Origin of the sequence: Halorubrum ejinorense (assembly GCF_039522565.1) — an archaeon.
GTDB lineage: Archaea > Halobacteriota > Halobacteria > Halobacteriales > Haloferacaceae > Halorubrum > Halorubrum ejinorense.
The window spans coordinates 50420-63916 of sequence record NZ_BAAADQ010000015.1; the positions used below are offsets into that span (position 1 = coordinate 50420).

Sequence of the window (13497 nt, forward strand, 5' to 3'; positions counted from 1 at the left end):
TGTTCGTACCCGTATGAAAGATCAGGGACGCTCCGCACGCAAGCGCACCGGCGGCCGACTCAAGCACGCCTCGAACAAGAAGCGCCATCAGCTCGGTCGCGAGCCCGCAGAGACGACGGTCGGCGAGACGCGACTCCAGTACATCGACTCCCGCGGCACGGAGAAGAAGGTCCGCGCGCTCTCGACGAACGTCGCGCAGGTCGCCGCCGACGGCGACATCAGCGAAGCCGAGATCGAGAACGTCATCGACAACCCGGCGAACGTCAACTACGTCCGCCGAAACATCATCACGAAGGGCGCTATCATCGAGACGTCGGCCGGCCGCGCGCGCGTCACTTCCCGACCCGGCCAGACCGGTCAGGTCAACGCGGTCCTGCTCGACTGAGTTCGCCGCAGCCTTTCTGAAGGTATTTCTCCCCGCCGCCCCACCACCGACGCGTGTACCTCGGCGTCGACGAAGCCGGCAAAGGCCCCGCGCTCGGACCGATGGTCGCGGCGGCGGTGCTCGCCGATCCGACGAGCCTCCCGGCCGACGTGGACGACTCGAAACGGGTCGCGCCGGACAGACGCGAGTCGATGGCGGCGGCGTTCGACGAGGACGCCCGCGTGGCGGTCGGCGTCGCGTTCGTCGAGCCGGCCGAGATCGACCGCCCGGACACCGACATGAACACGCTGACCGTTCGCGGACAGGCCCGGGCGGTCCGGGCCGCGCTCGCCGACGCGCTCGCGGCGGGGGTCGACGAGCCGATCCGCGTCGTCGCCGACGCCGGCGACACCAGCGAGGAGCGGTTCGCGCGGCGACTCGGCGAGTTCGTCGCCGCGGGCGAGGCGTCCGCGGAGGACGCCGACCCACTCCCGCCCGTCGACGTGACGGCCGCACACGGCGCCGACGGGGACGATCCGGTCGTCGGGGCTGCCAGCGTCGTCGCCAAGGCGGCCCGCGACGATCGGATGGCCGGCGTCGACGCCGCGTACCCCGACTACGACGACCTCGGCAGCGGCTACCCCAGCGACCCGTCCACCCGGCGGTTCCTCGCCGCGTACGTCGCCGACCACGGGACGCTCCCGGACTGTGCGCGAACGTCGTGGGCCACCTGCGAAGACGTGCTCGCGGCCGCCGAACAGTCGGCGCTCGACGAGTTCTGACCCGTTAGACCAGTCCGGCGACGAGGCCGCCGACCGCGCCGACCAGCGTCTCCCAGACGGAGAACCCGGTCGTGATCGCGAGGACGGTGTCCGCGCCGAAGAAGGCGAAAAGCAGCGCCGAGCCGAGGTGGGCGAGCCGCATGTCGACTCGCCCGGCGAACTTGTGGAAGAAGTAGGCGTTCGCGATGCTCACCGGGATGATCGCGAGCATCTCGCCGGCCCAGATCGCGGAGGTCGCGCCGTACTGGGCCGCCAAGCCGATCGTGACGAGCTGTGTCTTGTCACCGAACTCCCCGGTCGCGGTGAGCGCGAAGATGGGCAGGAAGCCGCCGAGCGACCCCGAGTACCGCGAGAGCGGACCGGGAAGCGAGAGGTCGTCGAACCGGGCCGTCCCGCCGTCGGTACGCTCCGCCTCCATGCTCGTCCCCCGCTCCGGCGCGGAACGGTACAGCAACACCGCGAAGGTGAAGAACAACACCGCGGTGACCGCGTTTAACGCGAGCGGGGGGAGCGCCGACTGGAGGGCCTCTCCCACCGCGATCTCGACCGCTGTCCAGCCCGCGAACGCGGTCCCGGCGGCGGCGACGACGATCTTCGGGTCGTACTTCGTCGAGAGCCCGGCGATCATCAACTGGACCTTCTCGCCCGGTAACACCGTCAGCTGTGCGATGAACGCGACGACGACGATCTCGAAGTAGCCCGTCATGCGTCACTCGCCTCCTGCTCGTCGGTCGGTCCCACCGAGTCCGCCCCGCGGCGCACGTACACGCGGTCGGCGACCGCCTCGGGCAGACCGTGTTCCGCTCCGTCGTCCGTTCTGACGGTGACCAGCCCGAACGACGTGACGTCGACGACTTCGACGGTCGTCCCCGGCGTGATGCCCGCGTCGACGAGGAACTCCAACACGTCCGGGTCGCGGTCGCTGACGCGAATGACCGTCCCGTGCTCGCCGGGCTCTAACGCCGCGACGAGGGTCGTCCCGGTGCTCTCGGGCGTCGACAGGTCCGCCGGCGGAATCGGATCGCCGTGCGGGTCGGCGGCGGGGTAGTCGAGGACCCGCTCGACCCGGCGGGTGAACTCCTCGCTGACGTGGTGTTCGAGCGCGTCGGCCTCGTCGTGGACCTCGGTCGCCTCGTAGTCCAACTGCTCGGCGAGGAACGCCTCGATGAGCCGGTGCCGCCGCACGACCTCCAGCGCTGCGACCTCGCCCGCGGGCGTGAGTTCGACGCCCTTGTACTTCTCCCTGGAGAGCAGCCCGCGGTCGGAGAGCGTCTCGATCATGCTGGTGACGGTGGCGGGAGTCTTATCGAGCGCCTCCGCGATCTGCGAGGTCGAAACGGGGGGCCCGCCCCGCGATTCGATCCGGTAGATCGCCTTGAGATAATCTTCGACTGCGTCGGTGGGCATACCCGCTTTTGACCGGTCTAAAGTAATAGTTTGACGGATTGATAGCTAAACCGAGACGGAGCGCGCTCACCGGGTCGGTCGATCGAACGAACGGTCATTTCCGCGCCCGTCAGGCGAGATTCCTGATCGATATCGGTGTAGCGGCGGCGTGACCCTCGATCGGCGGCGCGAACCGCCGGCCCGTCAGTCGGCGGTTCGGATCACCGAACCGTCAGCAGCCGCCGCAGGATGTCCCCGTACGCCGGCCGAGTGATCAACACGCCGACCAGCACGCCGAGGATCGTGAAGATGGCGAACCCGGAGAGGTCGCCGAGCGAGAGCACCATCAGCGGCGACATCGCGATGATCGTCGTGGCCGCGGCCGCGCCGATGACCCAGAACGCCTGGCGGAACCGCGAGTCGAACACCGTCTGGGAGTTCACGTCGCCCTCGCTCATCACCTGGTCGGCGATGATGACGAGGTCGTCGACGCCGGTCCCGACGACCGCGATGAAACCGGCTATCACCGCGAGTTCGAGCGGGTACCCTAACAGCGCCGCGAATCCGAGCAGCGCGTACACCTCCGCCAGCGCCGTGAGGATCATCGGCAGCGCGACGCGCGGTTCGCGGTAGCGGAGGAACACCATCCCCGCGACGGCGAACACGGAGAGCACTCCGATGATGAGCGAGTACGTCCGGAAGTTCTCGCCCTGCGCGGCCGAGATGGACGAGGACGTTCCCTCGCCGCTGATGTCGAGGTCGGCCGGGAGCGCGCCGGCGCGGAGGTTCAGCGAGATGGTCTGCGCCTCGGAGAACTCGCCGGTCGTGAGCCGGAAGTTACCGGTGTCCGCCCACGAGCCGCCCGCCATGCTGTCCGCGAGCCCCGGGTCCATTCCGAAGGAGTTGACGACCTCGCCGTCCACGACGAGCAGGAGGCACGGGTTCGAGTTCTCGATCTCGCCGGTCTCCGCGTTGTACCCGCAGCGGTCGGCCTGCGTCTCGTACGCGTCCTGGAAGCCGCGCTGTGCGACGGCGTCTTGGAAGGAGTGAGCCGGCGACTGGCCGTTTTCGGCGGTGTTACGAACGGTGACCGGGACGTACGCCCCGGTGCCTCGCTCCCGCTGGCTCGCGGTCCCGATCTGCTCGAAGTCGTCCTGGATCAACGCGCCCTCTTGGACCGCGGTTCCGTTCCCGTCGGGGTACGCGATGTCGATCCGGACGGTCCCGCGCTCTTCGAGGAGGTCGATCACGTTCTGGCGACCCTCGCCCGGCACCTCGACGAGGATGAAGTACTCGCCGCTGAGCGACTCGACCTGTTGGACGCTCCCGCCCGAGAGGCCGGCCTCGTTGATCTTCCCTTGGATGATGTTCATCGTCGCGTCGCGCGTCTGCTGGGTGACGCCCGACCGAATCTCTTCGTACTCGTAGCCGGAGGCGTCCATCGCCTGCCGGAACTGCGCCTCGGTCACGGACGGCTCCGTGACCTCCACCGCGCTCTCCTCCGGGACGACCCCGACGTCACGCGTCGAGGCGTTGTCGAGTTCGGCCGCGACCGCCTCCGCGACCGCCCCGGGTTGGTCCCCGCCCAACGCGACTTCAGTGGCGGTGTACCCCGACAGCGGCGCTCGGACGCGCGTCCCGCCGGCCAGATCGAGGCCGTACTGGAGGTTCGTGATCCCCTGTTGGGCCTCGCTCGCGTTCTCGCCCGGCGCCGGCTCCGGGCCGAACCCGGGCGCGAACAGCGCCACCGACGACCCGATCACGACGACGACGAGCAGCAGGATCCGCCAGTTGTTCTTGATCGGTTCGAGCATTACCGGTTCACCCCCTCGAACTTGTACCAGCGAAGCAGTGAGACGTTCATTAGATACGTGTTCATGAGGTCGGCACACAGTCCGACGGAGAGGATGATCCCGATGTCACGGAGCAGTCCGAGCCCGAACACCGAGGCGACGACCGCCATCACGACCATGGCCGCGATGGAGGTGAGCGTCATCGTCACGCCGGTCCGCATCGCGCGGCTCACCGACTCGTAGAACCCGCCGGTACGGCGCAGCACCGAGTCGTTCAGCAGGATGTCCGAGTCGACGCTGTACCCGATGATCATCAGAAGCGCCGCGACCGTTCCGAGCGTCATCTGGATACCGAGTAGATTCATCGCTGCGACCGGTATCAGTAGGTCGGAGAACGCGGACGCGACGACCGCCAACGACGGAATGAACGTCCGGAACAGTGCGAACACGAGGACGCTCATGCCGAGGAACGCGAGCAACACGCCGAACACCGCGGTCCGTGCGGTGTCGCTCGCGAAGCTCGGCGACACCTGGTCGACCGCGGTCGTCGTCAACCCCGCCTCGTCCGCTTGGTCCTGTAAGTCGTTCGCCAGTCCCTCGGGATCGTCATTGGCCGCCCGGAACGTCACCACGACGACGTCGTCGCCGGGGATCGTCTGGATCGAGTCAGGCTCCCGGTCGAACGCCGCCCGGATGCGTTGTTCGACGTCCTCGTTCGTGTCGTCCGCGACGCGCAGTTCGACCCCGCCCGTGAACTCCAGCCCGGGATTCGCCGGCGCACCGGTGGCCACGAACCAGCCGCCGATGATCGCCAACGCGAGGACCAGAAACGCGAGCGGCACCGCCGCAAGCTGCCGGTTCGAGTAGTCGGTGTAGTTGACCTCCGGCACCTCGATCGATACCATAAATACCGGTTCCTCCGCGGGCGCGAATAAGCCTTCTTATCTGGCGAGATTCCGCGTCTCGCCGGACTGCGGGAGGACCCGTGACCCCGACGCGAACGCCGACCTCACGGGAGGTACCGCACGGCGACGACCCCCGGCTCGGAGCGTATCTCGACGCGGTTCACGCCGAGTCGAGCCGCGCGGGAAAGCGTCCCTTCGCGGTCGTCGATCACGTCGGCGACGGCGTCCTCGGTCTCCGACTCCGGCGGCGTCAGCACGTGGACCTCGCCGACGCCCGCGCGCGGCTCCCGCGCCAGCTCCCCGGTCGCCGTCTCCGCGGCGAGTTCGCGCTCGTGGACGGTCGGCGGCTCCGGGCTCTCCTCTATCGACAGCGAGCGACGGTCCTCGACCTCGATCACCTGATAGGTGACCTCCATCGGCGGGTCGGGGGCGACGGTCGCCTCGACGGCGTCGTCGACGTCGAGTCCGGGGTTCGAGCTGAGCGTGTGGACCTGGCCGTCGTGGACGTCTTTCAGCACGGCGGAGTCGGCCTCGACGTGCGTGACGAGGAACGTGCTCTCTTTCTCGTCGGTCATTACCACCGAGGACGCGCTCGGGCGACTTCGGGCTTTCGAGCCGCGGACGGTCCGACGGCCCCCTCAGGACGCGTCGCCGTCGGAGCCACCGCGGAGCCGGAAGTGCGTCGCGAAGACGGCCAACGCGGCCGCGACGGGCGGCACGAACCCCGCCAGCTGCGGCAGCATGTACAGCGCGTTGAGCACCGCGGAGCCGCTCGGGTCGCGGAGGTCCGCGGGCGCCGAGATGATCATCCCGAGGTACAGCGACACGAGGAACAGGAACCCGGCGACCCCCATCCACCGGTCGTACGTGCTCGCGACCGGGTCACCGCGGCGGTGCCGGCGCGCGACGAACAGGATCGGTGCGAGCAGCGGCCCGACCGCACCGAGGCCGGCGACCACGAACAGCGACCGCGAGAAGAGGAACGTGCCGCCCTGCGCCGACACGGTCTCGCCCATCCAGACGACCAAGGCGAGCGTGACGACGAGCGCGACGAATCCGGCGGCCAGCGCCCCGAGCGCGGCGTACGCTCGCATCGTCCACGACTCGGTGGCGCGGAAGGCGTAGGGGATCGCACCGAACACCCCGCGGTAGCTGTCTGCCATCGGCCGTCGTAGGGGCGTCGGCGAATTAAACCCCTCGTCGGCGGGAAGCCATTTATACGTCCGACCGGATCCACGTGACGTGGGTCTCTACGACGCGTACCTCGCGACTCGCCATCGGCTCCACGACGCGGAGCCGCCGGCACACGTCGCGCTCGTGGTCACGGAGCGCGACCTCCTCGCCGACGGAGCGTTCGACACGCTCGCGTCGGCGATCGGCTGGGCGTTCGAGTACGGGGCGGAACGCGTCACCGTCTCGGTCTCCGTGCTCGACAGGGCGGTCGCGCCGACGCTGATCCGGGAGCTGCGGCGTCTCGACGTTCCCGCAGAGACCGTCGTCCGCGGCCCGGACGCCGACGCGTCGACGGAGAGGAACGCCGACTCGAAACCAGGTCCGGACCCGGACCCGAACGCCGACGCCCCGGTTCGGATCCTCGTGGGTCTCGGCGGCAAAGCGGAGTTCGCGGCCGCGGTCCGGGAGCTAGCGACCGACGTCGACGCCGGCGAACTGCGCCCCGAAGCGATCGACGAGACCGACGTCGCGGACCGACTGCTGTTCCCCGAGGAACCCGACCTCGTCATCAAGACCGGGGCCGAGCGGCTCTCCGACTTCGCCATCTGGCAGTCGGTGTACGCCGAGCTTTATTTCACCGACGTGAACTGGCGGGACTTCCGCAGGCGCGAGTACCTCCGCGCCGTGTTGGACTTCCAGGACCGCCACCGCCGGTTCGGCCGGTAACCGACGCGGGCGCTCGGGGGACCGGTCTACCAGAAGAACGCGAAGAGCGCGCTGAACGTCACCAGCGCGCCGACCGTCGAGAGGATCGGCACGACGTTTTGCATCAGCACCACGCGCGCGCTCGTCCCCGGGTTGAACAGGTCCGACGCCGAGGGAATGTCGCTCGCGTCGCCCTCCCCGATCTCCGGCATCTCGTCGGCCGTCAGCGCGCCGACGGAGACCGTCGGTTCCTTCTCGCCTTTTATCCCCTGTCGCATCGTCACCGTGCGGGTCGCGCGCCCCCAGCCGAGGCCGACGATCGACATCGTCGCGATGATCACGAACGACGCCGGGATCCCGACCGCGGAGAGGCTGATGACGATCCCCGAGGAGACGATCGCGACGACGATCGCGGCCGTCAGCGGGAGGTCGGTGATGTCGTTTCCGAGCGTGTCGAGCGTCCGCCGGGCGATGGTGAACGCGCCCACGGCGACCGCACCACAGCCGAGGAGGATCATCGGCTGTATCTCCACGCCCGCGCCCACCAACGGCGCGATGGCGTTCGCGATGTTCGAGGTTCCGGAGGCGAACGCCATCAGACAGCCGATGGCGATCACGATGAAGCCGCCGAACAGCTCGCGGCGGGTCGTGTTCGGTCCGAGGACCGGCTTCGGGAGCGTCCCCGACAGGTCGAACTCGAACAGCGCGCCCTCGGTGCTGTCTATCGCGACCCAGTCGTCGATAGCCGAGTAGAAGTAGCGGCCGACGATGCCGGAGACCCAGAACCCGATGATCGGGGCGACGAGCCACCAGATCGCGATCTCGCCCATCTCGGCCCAGTTGAGCGTGTCCGTCGCCAGTCCCAGGCCGGCGATGGCGCCGACGGCGGTCATCGACGTCGACGCCGGGACGCCGGCGAAGTTACCGACGAACAGCGCGCCGCCGATGAAAAACAGCACGACGATACTCGTCTCGAGGGTGAACACGTTCGCGCCCGAGACGAGGTCCTCGCCCAGCGTCGTGACGACGCGCTGTCCCAGCGTCCCCGCGCCGACGAAAAAGAAGACCGCCATCAGCGCTGCCGCACCCGACTTCGACAACACGTCCGCGCCGACGGCCGGCCCGAACGCCGGTCCCGTCGTCGCGCCGCCGATGTTGTATCCGACGAACGCCGCTACCGCGACTCCCACGAGAAGAAGAATCTCGACCATATACGATATCAGAGTACGCACGCGCTGTTAAACGGAGGGGTTACGCCGCCGGACCGCCGGCCGCGAGACCCCTCCAAGCCGGAATGAACGCACTGGAGATTCACCGAAAGGGGTCGCCGGTGCTCGCTCGCTTCACTCGACCGTTCGCGACTCAGACGCCGCTCGGCGATTTCGCTCACTTCGTTCGAGAAGATGTACCGGCCTGACTGAAAGGAGTTTGTCGAACGAAGTGAGACAAACGTCGACTGACGGAGTCCGTCGGAAGTGCACCGGCCGAGATTTGAACTCAGAATCAGACGTGCTCGCTTCGCTCGCGGTTCGCTGCGCGCGGCTGATAGCGTTCAGATCTCTCTCGGCTTCGCTCACTTGGTTCGCAAAATGCACCGGCCGAGATTTGAACTCGGGTTGCAACCATGGCAAGGTTGCGTGATACCACTACACTACCGGTGCGTGCTTCGCATCTCGTGGTTGGTCGGAGAATCACTTAAACCTGTCACATCGGGACGGCGCGGCGATCGAACCGCCGCCGGCCCGCCGCCCGATCACTCCTCTCTTTCGCGTGCGATGGCGTCGGCGTGCGCCTCGTGGAGTTCGGCGAACGCGGTCGCTTCCGCGCGCTCTCGGACCTCGTCGTCGCGTCGGTCGCGGAGCCGACGCTTGATCGTCGCGAGCGCGTCCGGCGCGCCGGACGCGACCTCGTCGGCCACGGACCGCGGATCGTCTACGACCCGCGACACGAGTCCGGCGCGCAGCGCGGCCTCCGCGTCGAGCACCCGGCCCGAGAGCGCGAAGTCGAGCGCGTCGCCCTCGCGCATGACGCGAGGGAGCCTGACGGTCCCGCCCCAGGCGCCGAACAGGCCGAAGGAGACGCCCGGCTCGGCGAACGTCGCCCGCGGCGTCGCCACGCGAACGTCGGCCGCGAGGGCCAACTCGACGCCGCCGCCGCGGACCGAGCCGTCGACCCCGCAGACGACCGCCGTCGGCGACTCCTCGATGGCGGTCGCCACGCGTTGCCCCCGCCGCGCGAACGCCTCGGGGTCGTCGAGGTCGGTGACCGCGTCGAGGTCCGCCCCGGCACAGAAGGCGTCGCCCGCGCCCCGGAGGTAGGTCACCGACGGCTCCGGCGCTTCGGCGTCTCGCCCCTCCGCGCCGTCTTCGTCTTCCGGCCCCTCGAAGGCCTCGCGCAGGGCCGTCAGGTCCGCGGGCCGGAGCGCGTTGCGCGCCTCCGGGCGATCGATCGTGACGACGCGGACGCCGTCGTCGACTCGGGTTCGAATCACGGGACGGAATTCCGTTCGTTTCCAAAGGTCTTTGCCCTTCGCTTGCCTATCGGTTGGTAATGGACGATGCCGCGCGAGCGCGTGACGCCGCGCGTGAGGCGCTCGCGGACGTGGAACCCGAACAGCTCCGCGAGGCCCTCGACGCCCGACTCGCAGACGCGGCGGTGACCCCCGGCGTGCTGTCGCTGGTCACCGCTCGCGCGCTCGATCCCGAGGTCGACCTGAGCGGAGTGGTCGACCGCGCAGCGGGCGTACAGCTCATCTACGAGGGGCTGCGGCTCACCCGGACGGTCGCCCGCGAGGAGCCGTGGGTGACCGCGCCGTCCGCCGCCGACATCGACGCCGACATGGACATCCTCGCGGCCGACGTGCTCGTCTCCCGCGGCTTCTCGCTTTTAGCCTGTACCGACGCCGCCCGCCCGGCGGTCGACGTGGTGCGCGCGTTCGGCCGCGACCAGACGCTGCGCGACCGCGACGGAACGGACGCCGAGACGGCGGCCGCGCTCGACCGCAACCTGGAGGTGGACGCCCTCGAACTCGCCGTCGTCGCCGGCACCACCGCCGTCGGCGGCGACCCGCCCGAGGAACTGCTCGCGTACGCCCGCGACCTCGCCGCTGACTGCGACGGCGAGTTCCCGCCCGCCGGCCGCGCGCTGCCGGACGCGACCGCCGACCGCATCGCCGACATCTCGGACCGCGCCGTCAGCGCGACGGACCGGTGAGCGGCGCGGGGCGGATCGGGGCGGCTCCGCGATCCCCCGACGCCGCGCCGTCGAATCGAAACCCCTAAAGTCGATTCCGCGCAACGATGAATCGCGCCTGGGTAGCTTAGCGGTAAAGCGCGTCCTTGGTAAGGACGAGACCCCGAGTTCAAATCTCGGCCTAGGCTTTCTCGGCGTTCGCTTTCCTTGCGCCTCCCGTCGTTCAACTCATTTTACCGAGACACGTCTCCTCGCCGTGGCGCGACCCACCGGACTACGGCGAACCGCTCCGGAACAGCCCGTACAAAAAGATACGCGTCGGGGATTTCCGGCTCTCCGTGAGCTTCCGGCAGGACGACGAGCGGCTCGTCGTCTACGTGTCAAGCGTCGAGGCGGGCCGTACACCGCTGACGACGACTGAGTGAGTTCATCCTCTCAGATCGTCACTCGTTCCAGAAGGCATTGATCCTGTCATCGAGATCGGTTAGGACAGTTGTGAGTACGTTCCGCCAGTCATCAGCATAGTCGGCATCCGCTCCGGGAGTCGACGCATCTGGGGGCGAGTGGAAGTGCTCGCGGGTATTATGATCATTCGGGTGGCAGTCCCATCGGCACTCCCACTCGTTGCCGGTCTGGTACTGCTCCGAATAGTGGATGCTGAAGTCGTCGGTCTCGAACCATCGGACCCGTAGATACGCACGGGTGACGCCGCCTGGAAAGTATCCAAGATCGTAGTCAGCGACGACTGCGTTCGGCGCGTATTCCGGTCGTGTCTGGATGTCGTCGAACCGATCGCTACGAGCGAGGTGTGTAGCAATCCGGTCGAGGATTTCCGTATCGATGGGACCGCGACTGGGTGGGTCAGCCGTATCCTCAGGCATCGACTGGACCGGGCTTGCTACCAGCGACTGGATTGTTTCGGCGTGCTGCGTCGAGGAGTGCGGCTCGTTGTTCGAGCGTCTCCCACTCAGAGAGCGCTTCCCAGGCTACTTCGGTGGACAAATTCTGCTCCTGAGTCGCGTCGACGAGGGACACCTCGTCCGGGTGCGTTGCATCGAACTGCGCTCTGTAATCCTCGATCTGGTTGAGCGTATCGTCGAGTGCGTCAACGATCTCTTGCTCAGAGTATTCTTCTCGGATCTGGTCGATGCGCCGCCACTGGAAGTACGCGTCGTTGCGCTCATAGCGGACCGGGCGACCGTTGTGCCGGTGAACCATCCCCATCTCGTCGAACCACGCTAAGTAGTCGCGTGCCGTTTCAGTGCCGCAATCGGCACGCTTGGCGATCGTCGAGACCTTCGTCGGCGTGCGAACTCCGACGACAACGTCGAGAAGCCGTTCTCGGATTGGTCCGTCCCTGAGCAGTGTGTCAAGGGAGTCCAGATCGTCGAGATTAGGTGGGGACTCCTCACCGTCGTATGCATCGTCGGGGATGTCTGTGGGGTCCATGCGTGAGAGTCTCCGTACAGCAGCCTACTGGGTCTAACGATTTATATCTGTGGCACACTGAATTATTTCTGCTTAGACGGTGTTCACGCGCAATCCCGGCCTAAGCTCTTCCTGCGACGTCGCGCTTCACTCCCGATCCTGCGTCGCGAACGTCGCCGCCCGCCGGATCAGCGCGTCGTGTGGGTCGATTTCCGACCGCCGCGCGGACACCTGCTCGAACGCCCCGTCGAGGTCCCGGTCCGTCAGGCGCGTCATCGCCGCCGCGGCGACCGCCGGGCTGCGCGAGGAGCCGGCCGAACAGTGGACGAGGACGCGCTGACCGGCTTCGCGCCGCTCCACGACCGCCTTCGCGGCGTCGGCGAACGCCGAATACGCGTTCCGCGGTCCGTCCAACATCGGGACATCGACGCGGTCGACGGCCCCGGTGTTCGGATCGTCGTGGGTGAGCGAGACGACGACGTCGACGCCGCGGTCCCGAAGGAGCGACCCGCTTTCGGCGTGCGATTGGGTCCCAACGAACATCCCGTCGGCGACCTCATCCATTTCGAGACACCCTGTCGAACGGTCGTACGGTGTCGCCCGGCGTAAATTCCCTTGGTCGTCGCGTCTCTCGGCGAAGGGGGCGTTCCCAGCGGTAGGCGCCTTTTTATCCCCGACTCTCCGACCGACACACCACATGGGCAAACACGAGCGCGGCTGGGTCGAGGCCACGGAGAAGCTGACGGCGCGGCTCGCGAACGGCGAGGAACCGGACGAGGACCTCGAAGAACGGGGCCGCCCCGATCTCGCCGAGGCCCTCGCCGAGCGGATCGAGGCCGACTTCCCGGATCGGACCGCGGTACGCCACGCCGGCAACTCCTACGACTCGCTGGGCGACCTCATCGTGGAGTCGAACGGCGGGGAGACGTTCCTCGAAGCCAAGTTCGTCGCCAGCGGGGGCACGCGGGCGAACCTCGGCCAGGACACGCTGACGGAGTTCGGGCTCTTCAGGGACGCGACGGCGTGGAGCGACTTCCGCGAGGAGATCGGATTCCCCGAGGACCGGCAGGCGCTGCTCCAGCGGTTCGACGACTACCCGGACGACGTCCGCGACTGGTCGTACAAGTCGGCGGTGTACGACCGCGCGAAACACCTGAAGAACGTCCTCGACGTGTCGCGGGGGCAGAACACCGGGTCGCGGGCCGACGAGGTCCTCGCCGATCCGGAGTCGACCGAGGCGGAGCGGGAGGCGGCGCGGATCGTCAACGAGATACTCGAACTCGACAGGGACGAGAAGCTGGCGTACTTCGATCACCTCCGAGCGGCGGAGCAGGACCCGCGCGCCGTCGAGACGTTCGCCCACCTGATCGTCTGCGGCTACCACACCGCCGACGCGCTTCGCGAGCACTTCGACGCGGACCTCAACGAGATCAAGCGCCTGCTCGAAACCGACTCCTACCGGCTCTACGAGGTGAACAGGAACAGCGGGACGGTGTCGGTCGAGAACCCCTCGGAGCTGCTCGCGGGCTTCGAGTGGCAGGACACGCGGGTCGAAATCCCGGAGGACGGCACCTCGGTCAGCGTGGTGACGGGACCGCCGGGGAACCGCCGGCGCGTCCTGAACATCGCGTACAACTGGAAGAACAAGTTCCAAGGGATCCAGACGCCGTCGATGAACGTCTTCGTCCCGGAGGCGTAGGGTCGTCGGGAGGAGTGGCGTCCGCGGCGCGACCTCCACGACCCGCATCCTTTTGCGCTCGGACGCTAAC

Annotated in this window: 16 protein-coding genes, 2 tRNA genes and 1 pseudogene; 7 read left to right on the forward strand and 12 right to left on the reverse strand. The window is 68.0% G+C overall.

Annotated elements, in window-relative coordinates; all coding sequences use genetic code 11:
* Nucleotides 1-13 precede the first annotated feature (13 nt).
* Nucleotides 14-385, forward strand: a complete 372-nt coding sequence (locus ABDZ89_RS13470; RefSeq protein WP_343779963.1) for a 30S ribosomal protein S8e — start codon at nt 14-16, stop codon at nt 383-385.
* A 53-nt stretch (nt 386-438) separates the two neighbouring features.
* Nucleotides 439-1146: a ribonuclease HII gene (gene rnhB, locus ABDZ89_RS13475; RefSeq protein WP_343779965.1), complete on the forward strand. Its 708-nt coding sequence runs from the start codon at nt 439-441 to the stop codon at nt 1144-1146.
* A 4-nt stretch (nt 1147-1150) separates the two neighbouring features.
* Here the strand turns inward: rnhB and ABDZ89_RS13480 are convergent, their stop codons facing one another.
* From ABDZ89_RS13480 to ABDZ89_RS13505, 6 genes are all read right to left on the reverse strand, one after another.
* Nucleotides 1151-1852 (reverse strand): TMEM165/GDT1 family protein, encoded by a 702-nt coding sequence (locus tag ABDZ89_RS13480; RefSeq protein ID WP_343779967.1) that lies wholly within the window; start codon nt 1850-1852, stop codon nt 1151-1153.
* Nucleotides 1849-2553 (reverse strand): metal-dependent transcriptional regulator, encoded by a 705-nt coding sequence (locus tag ABDZ89_RS13485; RefSeq protein WP_343779969.1) that lies wholly within the window; start codon nt 2551-2553, stop codon nt 1849-1851. The genes ABDZ89_RS13480 and ABDZ89_RS13485 overlap by 4 nt, the downstream gene beginning before the upstream one ends.
* Nucleotides 2554-2753: 200 nt before the next feature.
* A complete protein-coding gene (locus tag ABDZ89_RS13490) occupies nt 2754-4346 on the reverse strand; it encodes a preprotein translocase subunit SecD (protein WP_343779971.1) in 1593 nt (530 codons plus the stop codon).
* Nucleotides 4346-5230 carry a protein translocase subunit SecF gene (gene secF, locus ABDZ89_RS13495; protein WP_343779973.1) on the reverse strand — a complete coding sequence of 295 codons (885 nt, stop codon included), beginning with the start codon at nt 5228-5230 and terminating at the stop codon, nt 4346-4348. The genes ABDZ89_RS13490 and secF overlap by 1 nt, the downstream gene beginning before the upstream one ends.
* 104 nt (nt 5231-5334) lie before the next feature.
* A complete protein-coding gene (locus tag ABDZ89_RS13500; RefSeq protein ID WP_343779975.1) occupies nt 5335-5805 on the reverse strand; it encodes a DUF5812 family protein in 471 nt (156 codons plus the stop codon).
* 63 nt (nt 5806-5868) lie between these two features.
* On the reverse strand, nt 5869-6393 hold the full coding sequence (locus ABDZ89_RS13505; RefSeq protein WP_343779978.1) for a DUF8056 family protein: 525 nt from the start codon (nt 6391-6393) through the stop codon (nt 5869-5871).
* 79 nt (nt 6394-6472) lie between these two features.
* Between ABDZ89_RS13505 and ABDZ89_RS13510 the strand changes: the two genes are divergently transcribed.
* Nucleotides 6473-7129: an undecaprenyl diphosphate synthase family protein gene (locus tag ABDZ89_RS13510; RefSeq protein ID WP_343779980.1), complete on the forward strand. Its 657-nt coding sequence runs from the start codon at nt 6473-6475 to the stop codon at nt 7127-7129.
* A 26-nt stretch (nt 7130-7155) separates the two neighbouring features.
* Here the strand turns inward: ABDZ89_RS13510 and ABDZ89_RS13515 are convergent, their stop codons facing one another.
* From ABDZ89_RS13515 to ABDZ89_RS13525, 3 genes are all read right to left on the reverse strand, one after another.
* Entirely contained in the window at nt 7156-8319 is a 1164-nt protein-coding gene (locus ABDZ89_RS13515) for an inorganic phosphate transporter (protein WP_343779981.1), read from the reverse strand.
* A gap of 379 nt (nt 8320-8698) precedes the next feature.
* Nucleotides 8699-8769: transfer RNA gene (locus tag ABDZ89_RS13520), tRNA-Gly, on the reverse strand.
* Between the two features lie 92 nt (nt 8770-8861).
* Nucleotides 8862-9599, reverse strand: coding sequence for an enoyl-CoA hydratase/isomerase family protein (locus ABDZ89_RS13525; protein ID WP_343779983.1), 738 nt, complete (start codon nt 9597-9599; stop codon nt 8862-8864).
* A gap of 59 nt (nt 9600-9658) precedes the next feature.
* On the opposite strand from ABDZ89_RS13525, the gene ABDZ89_RS13530 reads away from it, so the two are divergent.
* The 3 genes and pseudogenes from ABDZ89_RS13530 to ABDZ89_RS13540 all read left to right on the forward strand — a co-directional run.
* Nucleotides 9659-10321, forward strand: coding sequence for a DUF7114 family protein (locus ABDZ89_RS13530; protein ID WP_343779984.1), 663 nt, complete (start codon nt 9659-9661; stop codon nt 10319-10321).
* A 95-nt stretch (nt 10322-10416) separates the two neighbouring features.
* Nucleotides 10417-10488 (forward strand) — tRNA-Thr (locus ABDZ89_RS13535).
* 57 nt (nt 10489-10545) lie between these two features.
* Nucleotides 10546-10721, forward strand: a pseudogene (locus tag ABDZ89_RS13540) (type II toxin-antitoxin system RelE family toxin); the annotation flags it as partial.
* A 22-nt stretch (nt 10722-10743) separates the two neighbouring features.
* Here the strand turns inward: ABDZ89_RS13540 and ABDZ89_RS13545 are convergent.
* From ABDZ89_RS13545 to ABDZ89_RS13555, 3 genes are all read right to left on the reverse strand, one after another.
* Complete coding sequence (locus ABDZ89_RS13545) at nt 10744-11181, reverse strand: toxin-antitoxin system TumE family protein (protein ID WP_343779987.1); 438 nt, start codon at nt 11179-11181, stop codon at nt 10744-10746.
* On the reverse strand, nt 11174-11749 hold the full coding sequence (locus tag ABDZ89_RS13550) for a DUF7342 family protein (RefSeq protein ID WP_343779989.1): 576 nt from the start codon (nt 11747-11749) through the stop codon (nt 11174-11176). The genes ABDZ89_RS13545 and ABDZ89_RS13550 overlap by 8 nt, the downstream gene beginning before the upstream one ends.
* A gap of 126 nt (nt 11750-11875) precedes the next feature.
* Nucleotides 11876-12292 carry a dual specificity protein phosphatase family protein gene (locus ABDZ89_RS13555; RefSeq protein ID WP_343779990.1) on the reverse strand — a complete coding sequence of 139 codons (417 nt, stop codon included), beginning with the start codon at nt 12290-12292 and terminating at the stop codon, nt 11876-11878.
* A 133-nt stretch (nt 12293-12425) separates the two neighbouring features.
* Here ABDZ89_RS13555 and ABDZ89_RS13560 point away from each other — a divergent pair, with 133 nt between their 5' ends.
* Nucleotides 12426-13427 (forward strand): hypothetical protein, encoded by a 1002-nt coding sequence (locus ABDZ89_RS13560; protein WP_343779992.1) that lies wholly within the window; start codon nt 12426-12428, stop codon nt 13425-13427.
* Nucleotides 13428-13497 lie beyond the last annotated feature (70 nt).